This is a genomic window from Roseibium sp. (genome assembly GCF_965232425.1).
Classification (GTDB): domain Bacteria; phylum Pseudomonadota; class Alphaproteobacteria; order Rhizobiales; family Stappiaceae; genus Roseibium.
This window is the reverse complement of the sequence record NZ_OZ246971.1, coordinates 992,210-1,009,053: the sequence shown is the minus strand read 5'-3', so window position 1 is coordinate 1,009,053 and position 16,844 is coordinate 992,210. Positions and strand designations below refer to the sequence as shown.

Sequence of the window (16,844 nt, the reverse complement as noted above, 5' to 3'; positions counted from 1 at the left end):
ATCCCTACTGAACGGATTTGGGCAGATCGGCACGCAGGCGGTTGTGTTCCGCGATGGCGCGGGACCGGTCGGTGTCCACGGTCACCGGTTTGCCGTTCGGGGCGAAGGCGGCCTTGAACGTGAAGGCATCCGCCGTCGGTCCGTCATCACCGAGAAGTTCCAGGCGTTCGACGGCCTCGTCCCAGTCCGGCTGGTGGTCCTTGGGCACCCACCACAGGACATAGGGCGGATAGTCGGCTGTATCGCTCTGAAAAAGGTGCCCGAGACGCATGATGTCGGCGTGAACGCCGCGGTAGACGGCGGCCAGCGCGGATTCCAGGTTCTGCCAGAGCGAGATCGTCGACGGGGCCCAGCCATCGCCGTTGTCGGTCCAGTATTTCGGGAATACCTGTTCGCCCCAGATCTCCGTGCCCGGTTCGTCCTCGTATCCGGCCCGCGCAATGAACCCGTCGGCCCGTTCCATCGCGGCCCAGATCACCGGTTCGCTGCTGAAGAATTCGTCATTGACCGGATCGTCCGCACGCGTGCGGAATTGCGCGAATGTATATAGCGCGAGCCAGTGTTCTGACATGTCTCCTCCCGATCCCTCAGCGTTGCACACTGTCCGCAAACCGGGGGGACATCAAGCGCTTCTTTGAGGATCGGAACCATTTGTTACGAGATCCGGCTGGCAAAACCGGTCCGGCTTGTCCTAAAAGCAACGGGTTGCATGCCGGTGATCCGGTTCATCGGCTTTTGAAAGGACGTAAAGTTGGAAGATCTCAGCCTCGTTTCGCTCGGCCTGCTGGCGGTCTCACTCCTGGCCACCGGTGTGGTGGCGGGTATCATCGCGGGATTGCTCGGCGTTGGCGGCGGGATCGTGATTGTTCCGGTTCTCTACTACATGTTCACGGCGCTGAAGATCGATCCATCCGTCCTGATGCATGTCGCGGTTGGAACATCGCTGGCGACAATCCTGGCAACGGGTGCGTCCTCCGCGCGTGCGCATTATAATCGCGGCAGCGTGGACATGGATCTCCTCAAGCGCTGGTGGTGGGCCATCGCGCTGGGTGTTCTGGCAGGTGCGACGCTTGCGGGCAATATCTCGGGCGGCGCCCTGACCCTGGTCTTTGGCATTGTCGCTCTTGCCGTTTCGGCAAATATGATCTTTCGAAAAGAGGGATCGCATCTTGCCGAGAAACTGCCCGGATCGCCGTTCCGTGAAGTTCTCGGTTTTCTGATCGGCGGCATATCGGTGATGATGGGAATCGGTGGCGGAACCCTCGGCGTGCCGACGCTCACACTGTTCAACTATCCGATCCGCAAGGCCGTCGGCACTGCAGCGGCGATCGGCCTGATCATCGCGGTCCCCGGAACCCTGCTGTCGATCTATTTCGGCTTTGATCTCGACGGCCGGCCGCCCCTGTCTCTGGGTTACGTCAACCTGATCGGCTTCCTGCTGATCATACCGGCGTCGACGCTAACCGCACCTCTTGGCGCCAGGATCGCCCATGCCATCGACCCGTCGAAGCTGAAACTCGTGTTCGCGCTGTTCCTCGGCTTCACGGGTCTGCGCATGATCTACGACGTTTTCTTCTAGGCTGCGGAGCCAGTCGGCCCGGTACCCGGGTTTGCCGGCTGGCCCAGGCACAAACGTCCGTTATACTTGGATCAAAAGCTTTCATTGGTCCGCAATCGAAATTCCCGCGATAGTGAGCTGCCTCATACGGGCCTGTTCCAAACGCGTCTTGGTCGAAAATGCTTGAAAAAAATGTCACCCTCAGCCTGAAGGGCTGCGTGCAGGGCGCTCTCATGTGCGTGCCGGTCTTCCCCGGCATCATCGTGTTCGGTGCCGTCTTTGGCACCGTCGCGGCGCAAAAGGGCCTGACATTTCTCGAAACGCTCCTGATGAATTCGCTGGTCTATGCAGGCGCGAGTCAGTTTGTTGCGATGGAGATTTTCAAGGAACCCTTGGACCAGGGCACCCTGCTTGCCATGATCGGTGTCACCGCGGCCGTGAATATGCGCATGTTGCTGATCGGCGCGAGCCTCAGGCCCTGGCTCGGGCAGCTGCCCGGCCACCAGACCTACCCGGCCCTGTTTTTCCTGACCGACATCAACTGGCTGCTCACCCTGGCGCAATACGACAAGGGGGAGCGTGACTGGGGCATATATCTGGGCAGCGGCCTGACCGTCTGGTCGGTCTGGTCCTTGTCGGTGATCCCGGGATATTTCGCGGGCAGTCTTATTTCCGATCCGAAGACCTTCGGACTGGACCTGGTTCTTCCGGCCTTTTTTGCAGCGCTGCTTGTGCCGCTATGGAAGGGCAGGCGGCAAACCTGGAGCTGGGCGATCGCCGGTGGCGTTGCCTGGGTGACCTGGACGGTCTTCGGCGGGTACTGGGGTATCTTTACCGGCGCGTTCGCGGGGGCAATCGCGGGGGCTTATCTCGATGACTGAGGGCGCCTTTACCGCCGATACCATGATCCTGGCCGCCATTCTCGGCATGGCGATGGTGACCTACGCGCTCCGCGCCGGCGGCTACTGGATCATGGGACGTGTCCACGTCACGCCGAGGATCCGGCGCGGGCTGGAAGCGCTGCCCGGCGCCATCATTGTCTCCACGATCCTGCCGATCATCCTGCAGGGCGGACTGGTCGTCGGTCTGTGCATCATCGTCGCTGTTGCTGCCCAGCTCAGGATGAAAAAGGAATATATCGCCGTCTTCTGCGCGGCCGCGGCCGCTGCGGCGCTGCGCGCCGGTGGAATGTAACCCTTCGGGTCCTAGGGAAGTTCCTCGCGCGCAGATTCGGCGGTGTGTTCGGGGCTTTGGGACGCATCGATCTCCGCCCAGGTCATCGTGCCGATGTCGTAACCCAGTTGCGTGTCGACGACGTCTGCGGTCGCGTCTGATGCATCGCCGGTGCGATGGGAGACCCGGTCCTTCAGCGTTTCGCCCGGCGCGGTCAGCCAGAGCCCTGTGAACCCCGCCTCGATGCTGCCGGCGATCCGCCTGATCTTGTCGCGCTCGCTCTCTGCTGCAAAGACCGCATCGAAGATCGCGGAGTGCCCGGCGGCAAGGACGCTCTGGAGGGCGTTGTCGATTTCCGCGTAGACGCGGCGCGAGGCTTCCAGCGTGTAGGCGTCCCTGGGAGCGGCCTCGTCTTCCGGAATATCAAGCAGCCGCTTGCGCATGACATCCGTCCTGAGAACCCGGGCGCCGGGCGCGCGTCCGATGTCGGGGGCCAGCTCGTAGGCAAGGGTGGTTTTGCCGGTGCCCGAGAGCCCGCCGATCGCGACGAGTTCCGGCCGGGATGGTTCCAGAAACGACTGCGCAAAACCGAAATAGGTTTGCGCGAGGGTCTTGTGCAGATCGCTCTGCGCAGGGTCGCTTTGCGCAAGCGCCGCGCTTGCCGCAATTTTCGAGCGGATCGCCGCCCGCATCATCAGGTAGAACGGCAGCGCGGCAAGCCCCTCGGCATGCGTGTCGAGCCGGCTCAGGTCCAGGTACCTGTTGAAGACACGGCTCGCTGATCTGGATTGTCCGCGCTCCCAAAGATCCATGAGCAGGAAGGCAAGGTCGTAGAGCACGTCGCCCGTTGCGATCGCGTCTGAAAACTCGACCGCGTCGAACAGCACCGGCTCGTCGTCGATCAGCACGATATTGCGCAGGTGTGCGTCGCCGTGGCAGCGGCGGATCAGCCCCTTCTCGCCGCGCTTCAGGATGAGCTCGCGCAGCGTGGCAAGCAGATGTCTCGACTGTTCCGTGAGATGGCGCACCTCGTCGACCGGAAAAAGATCCGGATGTTCGTGAAAGGCTGCCTCGTTCTGGTCGACATAGCTCGCCAGTTCGTCGAAGAAGCCGATGCCCGAACGTTCGGGCGCGGCTGCGTGCGCGGCCACCATCATCCGAGCCAGCTTGTCGGAAAGGTCATCGGGAAACCGCGTCTCGCCAGCGAGGATGTCGAGTTCCCCCCGGCGTTCGAAGCGGTTCATCACCACAACCCAGTCCACGGTTTCGCCGGTCCCGCCAAGCGCAAGACGGCCATCCGCGGCCCGGGTCACCGGGACGGCTTCCCGGTAGATTTGCGGTGCGTTTGGCCGGTTGAAGGTGATTTCCGTCTTGCAGGCCGCTTCGCGCAGCGCAAGCGTAGAATAGTCGAGAAACGGGTACCGGACCGCGCGTTTCATCTTGTAGGCCCGGTCGCCGATCAGAAAGATCACGTTGGCATGGGTATCGATCCGTTCGAAGCCGGGCTGCTGCGGGGCATGCGATCCCATCTCCTCGAAGAAATGAAACACGCTGTTCTGCGATTGATCCATGGCCGTTCCTGTGATGACGCGTGCCGACTCTGCCCCATGCGATGGCCTTGCGGTTTGATTCTTCTCAATGTGCGCATGGGGGAATTGGCAAGAATGGGTGCACGTTCTTTACAGGAGGAATCGATGACTGACTATCCGGCGCTGAGAAAGATCAGGCTGAATCTCGCAAGGACCCGGGACTTTCCTCAAGGATCTGCAAGACACGGATACGAGTTCACGGCACCGCTTGACGAAACAGGTCACATCGACGCGACGCTTTGGAAGAAGGAACGCGATCACTGCCGTGTGCGCCGTTTCTGGGGCGCCGAGGAAGAGGAGATCGGTCATCTGATCCATCGACCCGGCGGGTCCTGGGCCTTCCACTACGACATCGACGGCGATGATGACGACGAAGCCGGCTACCGCTTCGGTGCGCACACCTTCAATCCCGGCGAATACGTCTCCATCAAGGACGAAGACGGCGACATGCACACGTTCCAGGTCGTCACGGTCTTGCCCGTCTGACGGGTAAGGACCTGGCAGCCATTTGTTCTTCCGCAGGGCGTTCCCTCCCCGGGACGTCGCAAGCCCGGGTGGGGAGGTTTTGTCTCCCGGTCGCCACTCCTCAGTCGGTCATTGCAGGACTTGATCCTGCAATCCATGCCGATTGCTCTCCACACGGGAAGCCTGTCGAGTGGCGCCGTCACGGCATGGATGCCATGGTCACGCCATGGCATGACGCGGGGGAGTTTGGCTGCACCGACCATCTCTCTCAAGGGCGGTCGATTGAAGGCAGTCATAACAGTATCAATCCATTCTGGAATGAACCTATTTCAAATAAATCTGATTTCACGCTCTGACAGCAGCCTGTTTGTTACGCTATAGAATGACTGGTGGAATTCGAAAGCATCAGGATGGGTGACATGGACCGTAAAACCGGCGGGGAATTGTTGGTGGGCGCGCTGGAACGGCACGGAGCTGAACGGGTCTTTTGCGTGCCCGGCGAAAGCTATCTCGCCGTGCTCGACGCGCTGCATGATGCGTCCATTCCCGTGACCGTGTGCCGGCAGGAAGGCGGGGCCGCGATGATGGCGGACGCCTACGGCAAACTGACCGGCAAACCCGGCATCTGCATGGTGACCCGCGGTCCGGGCGCGACCAACGCGTCGGCCGGCGTTCACATCGCCGCGCAGGACTCCACGCCGATGATCCTGTTCATCGGCCAGATCGAACGCGGCATGCGCGAGCGCGAGGCGTTCCAGGAAATCGACTATCGCCAGATGTTCGGCGGTATCGCGAAATGGGTCGCCGAGATCGATCAGGCCGACAGGGTGCCTGAAATGCTTTCGCGGGCGTTTCACGTGGCGACCTCGGGCCGGCCAGGCCCCGTTGTACTCGCGCTTCCCGAGGACATGCTTGTCGACACGGCAGCGGTCGCGCAGCCGCCCGCGTGGGAGCAGGTGGAAACCTATCCGGGACTGACGCAGATGGCGGACCTGCAGAAGCGCCTGTGGGCCGCCGAGCGCCCGATTGCCATTCTGGGCGGAAGCCGCTGGTCGGCAGACGCGGTCGCCGCCTTCACGCGCTTCTCGGAGCGGTTCGAGCTCCCGGTGGCATGTTCCTTCCGGCGCCAGATGCTGTTCGATAACCTCCACCCGAATTATGCGGGTGACGTCGGCATCGGGATCAATCCGAAACTGCTCGCCAGGATCAAGAACGCGGATCTCGTGCTTCTGGCGGGTGGCAGGCTTTCCGAAATGCCGAGCCAGTCCTACAGCCTTCTGGGCATTCCATCCCCGGAACAGACGCTCGTGCATGTCCACGCGGACGCAGAGGAACTCGGACGCGTCTACCGGGCCGATCTTTCGATCAACGCCAGTCCAACCGCCTTCTGCAAGGCAGCCGAAGGCTTGCAGCCGCCGAACGAGATCGGCTGGGCAGGCGCGGCGGAAGATGCGCATCGGGATTATCTGGATTGGTCCGGCGCTCGTCCCGAGATCCCCGGGAGTTTGCAGATGTCGGCTGTCATGGACTGGCTGGAGAAGAACCTGCCGGAGGATGCGGTCTGTACCAACGGGGCGGGAAATTACGCGACCTGGCTGCATCGCTTTCATCGCTTCCGCCGGTACGGCACGCAGGCGGCGCCGACATCGGGCTCCATGGGCTACGGACTGCCGGCCGCGGTTGCCGCCAAGCTGATGTTTCCGGAGAGGGAAGTGGTGTGTTTTGCCGGCGACGGCTGTCTTCAGATGACGATGCAGGAATTCGGAACCGCCTGCCAGGACGGCGCCAACATCATCGTGCTCGCCATCGACAACGGCATGTACGGCACGATTAGGATGCACCAGGAAAAGACCTATCCCGGCCGCCCGTCGGCAACACGGCTGATCAATCCTGACTTCGCCGCCTTGGCGCAGAGTTACGGTGCGTTTGGTGCGCGCGTGGAAACGGCGGAGGACTTCGGCCCCGCCTTTGTGGCCGCACGCGCATCCGGCAAACCGGCCATCCTGCATCTGATGCTCGATCCGGAGGCGATCACCCCCGCGGCGACGCTGAGCCAGCTGCGCAGCGCGGCCGAAACACATCGCTGACGGGACTTGCGCTCAGATCTCGGCGGCTTCCTCTTCCGGGGCGTCGGTTCTGAGCTTGCTCTCGTCGATGCTGACCGCGACGATGAAGCCGACAATGGCAACGGCGAGGCCGAACCAGAAGGCTGCGTGGAGACCTGTGGCGAAGGACTCGCGCACCGCGTTCACGACTGCATCTGCTTCATTGCCCGAAAAGCGCCCCGTGATCGCCTTGACCGCCGGATCTTCCAGCGTCCCGGCGGCCAGCACGCGCACATCTCCTGCCGGCAGGGTGACGCTGGCCGCAGCGGTGACCGCTTCGACCTTACGGACTGCCGCGATGAACATCATCGCCGTCGCGCAGGCAATGCCGATCGCGCCGAGCCCGAGATGGAACATGAAGGAAAGACCGCCGGCAAGCCCCGCGCCCTTGGCACCGACCGCGTTGACCGCTGCCGTTCCCGCCGGTCCGAAGACCAGCCCGCCCCCAAGCCCGACAACGAGCATCACCGGAACAAGCGCCAGGTAGCCCCAGGACGTTTCCAGGAACAGCATCAGGACGCAGCCGAGAATGAGACAGGCATTGCCGGCTGCCATCAGTTTTCGTGGCCCGATCGCGTTGTAGTAGTTGCCGACCAGCAGGTTCATCGTCGCCAGCACCACCGCCAGCGGCAACATGCCCATCGAGCTCCAGAAGATCGACCACCCGAGCACCTTCTGCATGTATTGCGGCAGGTAGAGCAGGCAAAGAAAAAGGACGACGGCCGGCAGGCCGTTGAGCGCGAGCGTTCGCACGAACTGGTGATTGCGCATCATCGAAAGCGGGATCATGGGGTCCTTGACGTGCTGCTCGACAAGGGGGAAGGCGACGAAAAACCCGATGGAACCGCCCAGGAGCAACAGGGTGGGAACCGATAGCCAGCCGTTGTCGGCACCCGTATCCAGGGCGAACAGCAGGCAGAACACCGCGACCGCAAGCACGGCCATGCCGGTCACGTCGACGGCCTCGTTGGTCGCATGGTCCTTTTCGCGATCGATGAAACGGAAGATCAGCGCGGCCGCGATGACCGCGAAGATGGCGTTGAAGACGAAGAAACCGCGCCAGTCCCCCAGTGCGGAGAGCGATCCGGCGATGAACGGCGCTAGCACGTTTCCGGCCGCGACCGTCCCCATGAGGATGCCCATGGCCTTGCCGCGTTCGTCTTCCTCGACCGAAGTGGCCGCCAGGGCAAGAATGCAGGGCCAGATCAGGGCCGACCCGACGCCCTGGGCCGCGCGCGCGAAGATCAGCGTGTTGACATCCGGCGCGAGAATGCAGCCGAGAGAGGCGAGGAAGAAGATGCCGAGGCCGATCAGAACGTAGCGGCGGTGCCCGAGCAGGTCTCCTAGGCGCCCGCCCGCAACCAGCCCCATGGAAAGCGTGAGGGCATAGGCGTTCAGGACCCATTGCGTCGTCGTGATGTCGACCGAGTATTCCTGTTCGATCGGGGTCACCAGTAGCATGGCTCCGGTAAAGTCCGTGCCGATCATGAAGGAGGGTATCGAAACCGCTCCCAGGATCCGCTTTGCCTTGCTGTCCATATAGATCCCCCTTCCAGCAGCGCCGCGCGCTCCCAGACTAAGCCAGAACTCGATCGAAAATCGAGAGACAGTTTCAATCGTCGGCCGGAACGTCTCCGACGGTCAGCGTCACCAGCGCGATGCCCGGATCATCCGGTGACGTCCCAACGGTGAAACCGAGCGCCTGGCACATGGAGATCATCGAGGTGTTTTCCTTCAGAACCTCACCCTTGATGGTCTGGATCCCGTCCACCCTGGCGTAGCGGATGATGAGCTTCATGAGCGCCCACCCGAGGCCGACGCCCTTGAGGTCGGAGCGGACCATCACCGCATACTCCCCGGTCTGGTGATCCGGATCGGCGTGAAGGCGCACGACGCCGAGCAGATCTCCGGATGCCGGATCGATGGCAGCAAACGCGATTGCACGCGCATAGTCGAGCTGGGTGAGCCGCGACAGAAACCGATGGCTGAAATCTCTCACCGGGGCGAAGAAACGAAGCCGCAGATCTTCGGGCGTGATGGTTTCGAAAAACGCTCTGAAAAGCTCCTCGTCCTCCGGCCTGACCGGTCTCACGAAGATAGCGCGATCGCCCTTTAGCGTAAGCGTCTGTTCCCATTCCTGGGGATAGGGAGCGATGGCAAGACGCGAGGCACCCGCTCTCCCCGGGCGCTTTTCAGGGTGGCCGAGCGTCATGCGCGCATCGAGGCCAATGAGGCCGGACGGCAGCGCGACGATCGGATTGATGTCGAGCTCCTGGATCTCCGGAATATCTATGGTGATCTGCGACAGTTTGACCAGGGCCTCGGCGAGTGCCTCCTTGTCGAGAGCAGGCCGGGAGGGGCCGCCGGATAGGAGTTTTGAAATCCGGGTGCGGTCGATTTGTGCCTGCGCCAGTTTGAGGTCGAGCGGAGGCAGCTCGAGCGCGATGTCCCGGCTCTCCTCGATGGAAGTTCCGCCATGGCCGAACACGAGCACCGGACCGAACTCGCGGGTTTCGGCAAGGCCGAGATACAGTTCCATTCCGTGGCGATCCTCTAACATCGGATGAACCGAGATCCCCGCGATCGCAGCACCCGGATAATCTCTTTGCGTGTTTTCGATCAGCTCCTGCGCAGCCGAGCGCACCGCGTCCGGGTTATCAAGTCCGAGACGGACGCCGTCGATCCGGGACTTGAACGGCAGATCGGGGGAGACGAGTTTTGTGACACAGTGTCGGGACGCCTCGAAGAAACCGGCTGACAACTCCGCCGCTTCCTCGGCCGACGCGGCCATGCGGGTTTCCATGATCGGCAGATCGTAGGCCTTCAGAACGTCGCAGACCTCTTCCGGGTTGAGCCAGCTCCGGTCCTGGGCGAGCGCCGCCTCGACGATGGTCCGCGCAAGCGTCACATCGGGCGAAAAGCTTGCCGGCAGGCTCGGCGGCACCGCCATCAGGAATTCACGTGCCTGGGCATCATGTGCCAGATGCATGAGGCTGCGTGCCGCCTCGGCCGGACTGGCATAGTTGGGTATCTTCGCGGCCGTCAGCTCCGCCCGGATCGTGCCGTCGCTGCCGATGAGGCCGGTGACAAGCGCCTTTTTTCGGCCCGTCCGTTTCTTGTCCGTCGCCGAGGCGTTCATGACCGCTTCGGCAATGGATTTCAGGGGGGTGAACGCGCTGGCCGCCTGGAGCACGATCGCGCCGTCGACGGACGGATCCTTGAGCACCGTGGTGATGGCCGACGAGATGTCCTCCGGTGTGACGGTCTCCGTGAGAATGACCGAGCCGCCCGCAGCGGCCGTAACGTCATTGTCCGAAGCGGCACGGCAGACAGGTTCGAGTTGTTTTCTGGTGTCGGCGCTCAGCGTCGCGAACTGTCCGCCGAGATCCTGCAGCCGGTCGACGGCCAGGCTGGCAAGGCTGCGCCCGTTCGCGATCACGGCGATCTCGTTGCATCTCGGTACGCGAATATGGGACAGCGTTTCGAGCGCTTCGAACATCTCGTCGAGGTCGTAGACGCGCAGCAGACCGGTGCGCCGGAAAACGGTTTCATAAACAAGATCGGTGGTTGCCAGCCGCCCGGCATGCGTACGGCCTGATCCCCCGGCATCCAGGCTCTTGCCTGACCGGATGACGATCACGGGTTTGCTGCGCGCAGCCGCCCGGGCTGCGGAGATGAATTTCCGGGGAAAGGCGATCCCTTCCAGGTGCAGCACAATGGAGCGTGTGCGGTAGTCCTGGGCGAAATAGTCGATCAGGTCGCCGAGGTCGACATCGATGCGCGCACCCAGCGACACCACCGCTGAAAACCCCGTATTGTGGGTCTTTGCCCAGGAAAGCGTTGCATTCAGTACGGCGCTGGACCGGGAGAAGAACGCGATGTCGCCCCGCGCCGGGGTTTCCGCACTGAGCAGCGCGTTCAGATTGGAGGAAGGGACGGCGATCCCGAGCGTTCCCGGGCCGATCAGGCGCAGATTGAACTTGCGCGCCGCTTCCCTGCAGGCCTGCATCAGATCTTCCGGCCAGGATTCGTAACCCGGTGAGGGGATAAGAACGGCGCGTGTTCCTCCTGCCCCGAGCTTTTCGATGGTTTCCGGAAGGTCCCCGGCCGGGCCGAGCCAGATCGCCAGGTCCGGCATGTTCTGCAAGTCGTCCAGCGAGTCGACCCTGTGCCCTTCGATGGTGAGGTCCGTCTCCATCCCGACGAGATGAACCGCATGAGCGGGCTCGAAGGAGCGCAGGCAGTCCAGCAGCCTTGCCGTGATCGGGCCGGGATGCCGGCACGGGCCGATCACGGCAATGGAAGCAGGCGAGAAGAAACCTTCAAGATTGCGAATGGTCACGGAAAAGGGCCTTTTCACAAAACGGCGGATTCGCAGCCTAGCGAAGTTTTAAGACAAAAAAAGTGTCCCGCGGGCCGGATTTCATCCGATCCGCGGGTGGATGCCGTGACACAACGGCTCAGTGCGCCATGAGCACCGGAACCGTCATCGCTTCAAGGATTTCACGCGTCGCACCGCCGAACAGGAATTCGCGCATGCGGCTGTGCCCGTAACCGCCCATGACGACCAGGTCGTGGCCGTTGTCGGACACCTGGTTGAGCACCGCGTCGGCGACACCCGTCTGCGGATTGGTGACAACTTCCACCGTGACGTTCATGTTATGCCGCGCAAGGTAGTTGGCAACCTCCGCGCCGGGTTGGCCCTGATCCGTTTGCGCCCGTTTTTCGATCACCAGAACAGTGATGTTGTCGGCTTTCTCCAGAACGGGAAGCGCGGCGTGAATCGCCCGTGTGGCCGTCGAACTGCCGTCCCAGCCGACGAGCACGTTCTTGGGTTGGAAGGCGTTGCTGCCGATATAGGGAACGAGCAGAACCGGGACGCCGCTTTCGAAAAGAACCGTTTCAATGAGAAGTTCCCGCATCGGTTCGGGCCGGTCCGGATTGGTCTGGCCGATGACGACAAGATCGGTGGGCCTGCAGTGAACCAGCACGCTGTCCAGGGGGCCTCCGGTCAGGATTTCCGCGATACGGCCTTCATTGTTGACGGCGGCGAGGCGGGCAAGTTCGTCGAAGTCCTTCTTGGCTTCGTTGGCAGCGGCGATCGCCTGTTCGTGGGCGGCCTGCATGTAATCCACGGGCATGGGTGCTGCGGCGAATGCCGGGACGACGGGTTCAAATGCAAGGGCGAGCCCGGTGACATGTGCATCATGTGTGCGGCCGAACTCCAATGCGTATTTCGCTGCAGGCTGATCGCCTGAAAGGTCGAGAATGGTCAATATGTCTTTGATGGGCATTTGTCCCTCCTTGGGCCGCGGTTTCAGCGCCAGGTCACTGAAAACAATCTAGTGGGACCACTTGAACCGCGTCCTTGACCCGTATCAATCATTTTCTTTCGCAACGGCCGGCTCGCGAGCGGCCGGCTGGCGCGCGCAGGAAAAATACGCGATAAGGTGAGCATGACGAAACGCTGGCTCTTTCTGGCATTGCCGCCTCTTGTGTTTCTGGCTGCGGCCTTTGTACTCGTCCAGCTCTTCATGGATCTGGACGAGGACGGCGTCGACCGCAAGGCTGCGGAACGGCTGACCCTTTATCGCCAGACGATTCTCGGCGAATACCAGAAATACCGCTATCTTCCCTACATGATCGCCCGCGACCCGAGGGCAACCTCCGCCCTGGCCACCGGCAGGCCCGATGAAACGGCGAACCGGTTCCTTCAGGAAATGGCAGACAACTCCGGAGCCGATCTTCTCTACGTGATGAACCGCGAGGGGACGACACTGGCAGCAAGCAACTGGCGCGACGAGCTCTCCCTTGTCGGCCGCAACTATGCCTTCCGACCCTATTTCAAGTCCGCGATCGAGGGCGAGGAGGGGCAGTTCTTCGCGATCGGCGCGACCCTCGGGGAGCCGGGCCTGTTCCTGTCGCGCCCGACCCCGGTTTCCGGCACGCCGACGGGCGTCGCCGTCGTCAAGGTTGACATGCGACCGCTCGAGGCGGCCTGGGCCGAAGGCGGGGAGACGGTTTTCGCTTCTGACGAAAACGGTGTGATCTTTCTCTCCAGCCGGGCGGAGTGGCGCTACAGAACCCTTGCCGAGTTGCCGTCGGCCGTGCGGGAAACGATCGACACGACCCGTCAATACGCTACCCAGGACCTCGACCCTGTCAGCGATCAGCCCGTCAGCATGAGCAAATTGCTCACCATCGACGGCAACGTGTTCCGGCACAACGCGGCCGATGTGGGTCTGCTCGGATGGACGCTTCACTTCCTGGTTCCGCTGGAAGAGACCCGCAAGAGCGTCCTGCCGATCTGGACCGCCGCCGTCGCGCTGTGCCTGGTCTATGCGATCATCCTCCTGGTGCTGCGCGGTCGGCGCCTGCGCAAGACGTCCGTTCAGTTGCGGCAGGAATCCGCGGATCTGAAGGAACTCAATTCGCGCCTTGTCGGCGAGATCCAGGAACGCAGGCGCGTCGAGCGCGAGCTGCTGGAAGCGCAGCGCGGCCTGGCCCGGTCCAACCGGCTCGCGGCTGTCGGGGAAATGTCGGCGGCCGTCGTCCACGAACTGAGCCAGCCGCTTGCCGCCCTCAGGATGTTCGTCGCCGGTACGCGCAAGTTCCTGGACAAGGGCGACACCACGACGGCCGTGGAGAATCTCGAAGAGATCGATTCCATCCAGCTCCGCATGGCCAGCCTCACCCAGGAGCTGAAGCGGTTTGCGCGTCCGGGCGAAAGCCGCATCGAGAAGATCGATCTCCGGGACAGCGTCAAGGCGGCGGAAAAGATTGCCCGTCCGAGGTTCGAGGAAACCGGGGTTGTCCTGAAACTCGACCTGCCCGAGGCGGATCTCGATGTCGAGACGGCACCGCTCAGGGTCGAACAGATCCTCGTCAATCTGTTGCGCAACGGCGCCGATGCCGCGGCAGGCGAAGACGACGGACATGTCAAGTTGGAGGCCGCAGCTGCCGGCAACGAGATCGTCCTCAGGATTTCCGACAACGGGCCGGGCATTCCCGACGATCTTCTGGAGCGCATTTTTGACCCGTTCTTTTCCACCAAGACCAGTTCCGGCGGCATGGGGCTGGGGCTCGCGATCTCCATGCGCCTTGCAGACGACCTGGGCGGCAGCTTGTCCGTCAGGGCGAATACGCCTAAGGGAGCGGTGTTCGAGCTGAAACTTCCCGCCGTGGACAGCGACATGGCCCGGACCAATCCGCCACTCGATCTGGAAAACGAAGCCGCAGAATGACGGGACAACAGGACAGCCGCAAGGTTCTGATCGTCGACGACGATCCTTCCATGAGGGCCGCCTTGCGGCAATGGATCCGGCTTGCCGGATTTGCCACCGTGGAGGTGGCGACGGCTGACGAGGCCATGTCCAGGCTGTCCCCCGAGTTTGACGGCTGTGTCGTCTCTGACGTCAAGCTGGAAGGCGAGGACGGCCTGTCTCTCCTGCGCCGGATCGGCGAGCTCGACGGGGATCTGCCGGTCGTGCTCATAACGGGCCACGGCGACGTGCCGATGGCCGTTGAGGCAATGCGGGCCGGTGCCTATGACTTCATAGAAAAGCCGTTTGATCCGGATCACATCGCCGAGGTCGTGCGCCGTGCAGCGGACAAGCGGGCGCTCGTCATAGAGAACAGGGCGCTCAAGCAACAGCTGTCGGATGGCGCCGGCCTTGAAAGCCGCCTGATCGGGAACAGTCCGGCGATGCATACGCTGCGTCAGCAGATCCTGCATTTCGCCAGGACCGATGCGGCCGTTCTGATCACGGGCGAAACGGGAACCGGCAAGGAAGTGATCGCCCAGGCGCTCCACGATTTCAGCAACCGCAAGGACGGCCCTTTCGTCGCGATCAACGCAGCTGCATTGCCCGAGGCGATGGTCGAGGCGGAGCTGTTCGGTCACGAGGCCGGGGCGTTCACGGGCGCTGACCGGCAGCATATCGGCCGCATCGAGACGGCGCATGAAGGCGTTCTCTTCCTGGATGAGATCGTATCGATGCCGCTCGCGCTGCAGCCCAAACTGCTCCGTGTGCTCCAGGAACGGAAAGTCGACAGGATCGGCGGTGCCAGATCGGTCGACGTCGACATTCGTCTCGTCAGTGCCTCCAACCTCGACCCCCGCGAGGCTGTCAGCTCCGGGCGGTTGCGGGAAGACCTGCTGTTCCGCCTGAATGCCATCGAACTCCACGTGCCGCCGTTGCGCGAGCGTGGGCGCGACAGCCTGCTGCTGTTCGACACGTTCGTGAACCGGCTGGCTGCCCAGTACGGCCTGAATGCACCGGATGTCTCCGCGCGCGACGAAGCTTTCCTGCAGACCTACCCGTGGCCCGGCAATGTCCGCGAGCTTCGCAACGCGGCCGAACGCTTCGTCCTGAACGCGGGCGTCAGTCCGCAGCCGCTGGAAATCCTGGTCACCGGCCACAAGGCGCTTGCCGCACCCAAGGGTTCGGATGGCCTGAAGGCGCTGATGGACGAATACGAACGCAACCTGATCGAAAGTGCGCTGCGCCGGCACAAGGGACGCGTTGCAGATGTGCTCAGGGAGCTCAACCTTCCCCGCCGGACACTCAACGAGAAGATGACCCGCCATGGCCTGACGCGCGATCAGACGGGCATGACGGACATTCCGGAAGGTTGAGCGGAAACTTGCCGACAGCCCGCAGCGATCGGCAAGTTTTTGCCGATTGACCGCCGAATTGACGCTACGTCTCTGGGAAAAAACCCTTCAAATCCGCCGAATTCCCTTATTTGCGCGTGACTGGCACGGAGCATGCTTTAAGCTGTTTGACTTGGAACGGGTTCGCGTGTCGAAACGCGCGCGGGTTCAGTGTCCAAGGATAATGAGCACAATCTCTGGGAGGATTTCATGCTCTTCTCTTTGAAGTCCGCAACCGCAGTTTCCGCGGTCGCGCTTACAGCTATTTTTGCCACAGAAACATTCGCTGCAGACGTAACCTGGAACGTGTCGCTCTGGGGCAAGCGCCGCGCCTTTACCGAGCACGTCGAAAAGCTGGCTGAACAGGTTTCGGCCAAAACGGACGGCAAGTTCGAGATCAAGCTGCATTACGGTGGCGCCCTGTCCAAGTCGCGCGAGAACCTGGACGGAATTTCCTTCGGCGCGTTCGAAATGGCGCAGTTCTGCGCGTCCTATCACGCCGACAAGAACCCCACCCTGACGGTTCTGGAACTGCCGTTCCTGGGCGTCAATGACCTTGAAACAGAGGTCAAGGTCTCCAAGGCACTGTACGACCATCCGGCTGTTCAGGCGGATCTCGGCCGCTGGAACGCGAAGCTGCTGATGCCCTCGCCGATGCCGCAATACAACTTCGCCGGCAAGGGTGAAGTGCCGGCGTCGGTTGCCGACTTCGACGGTATGCGCGTGCGCGCACTCGGCGGTCTCGGCAAGCTGATGGAAGCTGCCGGCGCCGTGCCGACATCGGTCACCGCATCGGAAACCTACCAGGCAATCGATTCCGGAACCGTTCAGGCCGCCGGCTTTGCGCCGCACGCGCATCTGTCGTTCAAGGTGGTTGAAGTCGCGGACTGGTGGACCAAGAACCTCAACCCGGGCACCGTCCATTGCCCGGTCGTCGTCAACGTGGAGGCCTACGAGGCCCTGCCGGATGACTTCAAGGCGGCCCTCGACGCGTCCGTCGATCCGGCTCTCGACCATTATCTGGCGACCTACGCCAAGGTTTACGACAAGTGGTGGCCGGAGCTGAAGGAGCGCGGCATCGTCGAGGTTGAGTTCAGCGACGACGAACTCAGCGCCTTTGCCGCAAAGGCCGGGCCGATCCATGACGCCTGGATCGAAGAGCAGACAGCCGCCGGCCTACCGGCTCAGGAACTGCTCGACATGGTCAAGAAAACCATCGCCGAATAAACCGGCCGACCTGGTTTGCACCAATTGCTCTCCGGCGTTTTCAGGACCGCCGGAGAGCCTTGACCCGGGGC

General features: G+C 62.4%; 13 protein-coding genes. 8 read left to right on the top strand and 5 right to left on the bottom strand.

From position 1 onward, the window contains the following. Positions 1–4: 4 nt before the first annotated feature. Complete coding sequence (locus ACO08A_RS04665; protein ID WP_422040043.1) at positions 5–571, bottom strand: DUF3291 domain-containing protein; 567 nt, start codon at positions 569–571, stop codon at positions 5–7. A 180-nt stretch (positions 572–751) separates the two neighbouring features. Between ACO08A_RS04665 and ACO08A_RS04660 the strand changes: the two genes are divergently transcribed. The 3 genes from ACO08A_RS04660 to ACO08A_RS04650 all read left to right on the top strand — a co-directional run bounded on the left by ACO08A_RS04660 (position 752) and on the right by ACO08A_RS04650 (position 2,752). Further along, positions 752–1,579 carry a sulfite exporter TauE/SafE family protein gene (locus ACO08A_RS04660; protein ID WP_421981529.1) on the top strand — a complete coding sequence of 276 codons (828 nt, stop codon included), beginning with the start codon at positions 752–754 and terminating at the stop codon, positions 1,577–1,579. Between the two features lie 158 nt (positions 1,580–1,737). Next, positions 1,738–2,439 (top strand): AzlC family ABC transporter permease, encoded by a 702-nt coding sequence (locus ACO08A_RS04655; RefSeq protein WP_421981530.1) that lies wholly within the window; start codon positions 1,738–1,740, stop codon positions 2,437–2,439. Beyond that, positions 2,432–2,752: an AzlD family protein gene (locus ACO08A_RS04650; RefSeq protein WP_422040042.1), complete on the top strand. Its 321-nt coding sequence runs from the start codon at positions 2,432–2,434 to the stop codon at positions 2,750–2,752. Before ACO08A_RS04655 ends, ACO08A_RS04650 begins: the two co-directional genes overlap by 8 nt. Positions 2,753–2,763: 11 nt before the next feature. Here the strand turns inward: ACO08A_RS04650 and ACO08A_RS04645 are convergent, their stop codons facing one another. Then, positions 2,764–4,302, bottom strand: coding sequence for an AAA family ATPase (locus tag ACO08A_RS04645; protein ID WP_422040041.1), 1,539 nt, complete (start codon positions 4,300–4,302; stop codon positions 2,764–2,766). Between the two features lie 123 nt (positions 4,303–4,425). On the opposite strand from ACO08A_RS04645, the gene ACO08A_RS04640 reads away from it, so the two are divergent. Both ACO08A_RS04640 and ACO08A_RS04635 read left to right on the top strand, forming a co-directional pair. Beyond that, on the top strand, positions 4,426–4,806 hold the full coding sequence (locus tag ACO08A_RS04640) for a hypothetical protein (protein ID WP_422040040.1): 381 nt from the start codon (positions 4,426–4,428) through the stop codon (positions 4,804–4,806). 398 nt (positions 4,807–5,204) lie between these two features. Further along, entirely contained in the window at positions 5,205–6,872 is a 1,668-nt protein-coding gene (locus ACO08A_RS04635; protein WP_422040039.1) for a thiamine pyrophosphate-binding protein, read from the top strand. Between the two features lie 12 nt (positions 6,873–6,884). Here ACO08A_RS04635 and ACO08A_RS04630 read toward each other — a convergent pair whose 3' ends face one another. The 3 genes from ACO08A_RS04630 to ACO08A_RS04620 all read right to left on the bottom strand — a co-directional run bounded on the left by ACO08A_RS04630 (position 6,885) and on the right by ACO08A_RS04620 (position 12,184). Beyond that, positions 6,885–8,429: an MFS transporter gene (locus ACO08A_RS04630; protein WP_422040038.1), complete on the bottom strand. Its 1,545-nt coding sequence runs from the start codon at positions 8,427–8,429 to the stop codon at positions 6,885–6,887. Positions 8,430–8,502: 73 nt separating this feature from the next. Continuing rightward, a complete protein-coding gene (locus ACO08A_RS04625) occupies positions 8,503–11,232 on the bottom strand; it encodes a bifunctional acetate--CoA ligase family protein/GNAT family N-acetyltransferase (RefSeq protein WP_422040037.1) in 2,730 nt (909 codons plus the stop codon). Between the two features lie 118 nt (positions 11,233–11,350). Then, positions 11,351–12,184, bottom strand: coding sequence for a universal stress protein (locus tag ACO08A_RS04620; RefSeq protein WP_422040036.1), 834 nt, complete (start codon positions 12,182–12,184; stop codon positions 11,351–11,353). Between the two features lie 162 nt (positions 12,185–12,346). Here ACO08A_RS04620 and ACO08A_RS04615 point away from each other — a divergent pair, with 162 nt between their 5' ends. From ACO08A_RS04615 to ACO08A_RS04605, 3 genes are all read left to right on the top strand, one after another. Then, positions 12,347–14,134, top strand: coding sequence for a sensor histidine kinase (locus ACO08A_RS04615; RefSeq protein WP_422040035.1), 1,788 nt, complete (start codon positions 12,347–12,349; stop codon positions 14,132–14,134). Next, positions 14,131–15,528 carry a sigma-54-dependent transcriptional regulator gene (locus ACO08A_RS04610; protein ID WP_422040034.1) on the top strand — a complete coding sequence of 466 codons (1,398 nt, stop codon included), beginning with the start codon at positions 14,131–14,133 and terminating at the stop codon, positions 15,526–15,528. The genes ACO08A_RS04615 and ACO08A_RS04610 overlap by 4 nt, the downstream gene beginning before the upstream one ends. Before the next feature lie 228 nt (positions 15,529–15,756). Beyond that, positions 15,757–16,773, top strand: a complete 1,017-nt coding sequence (locus ACO08A_RS04605; RefSeq protein WP_422040033.1) for a C4-dicarboxylate TRAP transporter substrate-binding protein — start codon at positions 15,757–15,759, stop codon at positions 16,771–16,773. Positions 16,774–16,844 lie beyond the last annotated feature (71 nt).

Coding starts and splice junctions, on each gene's coding strand:
- ACO08A_RS04640 (WP_422040040.1), top strand. CDS start 4,426: ATGACTGACTATCCGGCGCTGAGAAAGATCAGGCTGAATCTCGCAAGG.
- ACO08A_RS04610 (WP_422040034.1), top strand. CDS start 14,131: ATGACGGGACAACAGGACAGCCGCAAGGTTCTGATCGTCGACGACGAT.
- ACO08A_RS04665 (WP_422040043.1), bottom strand. CDS start 571: ATGTCAGAACACTGGCTCGCGCTATATACATTCGCGCAATTCCGCACG.
- ACO08A_RS04615 (WP_422040035.1), top strand. CDS start 12,347: ATGACGAAACGCTGGCTCTTTCTGGCATTGCCGCCTCTTGTGTTTCTG.
- ACO08A_RS04620 (WP_422040036.1), bottom strand. CDS start 12,184: ATGCCCATCAAAGACATATTGACCATTCTCGACCTTTCAGGCGATCAG.
- ACO08A_RS04630 (WP_422040038.1), bottom strand. CDS start 8,429: ATGGACAGCAAGGCAAAGCGGATCCTGGGAGCGGTTTCGATACCCTCC.
- ACO08A_RS04650 (WP_422040042.1), top strand. CDS start 2,432: ATGACTGAGGGCGCCTTTACCGCCGATACCATGATCCTGGCCGCCATT.
- ACO08A_RS04605 (WP_422040033.1), top strand. CDS start 15,757: ATGCTCTTCTCTTTGAAGTCCGCAACCGCAGTTTCCGCGGTCGCGCTT.
- ACO08A_RS04645 (WP_422040041.1), bottom strand. CDS start 4,302: ATGGATCAATCGCAGAACAGCGTGTTTCATTTCTTCGAGGAGATGGGA.
- ACO08A_RS04655 (WP_421981530.1), top strand. CDS start 1,738: ATGCTTGAAAAAAATGTCACCCTCAGCCTGAAGGGCTGCGTGCAGGGC.
- ACO08A_RS04635 (WP_422040039.1), top strand. CDS start 5,205: ATGGACCGTAAAACCGGCGGGGAATTGTTGGTGGGCGCGCTGGAACGG.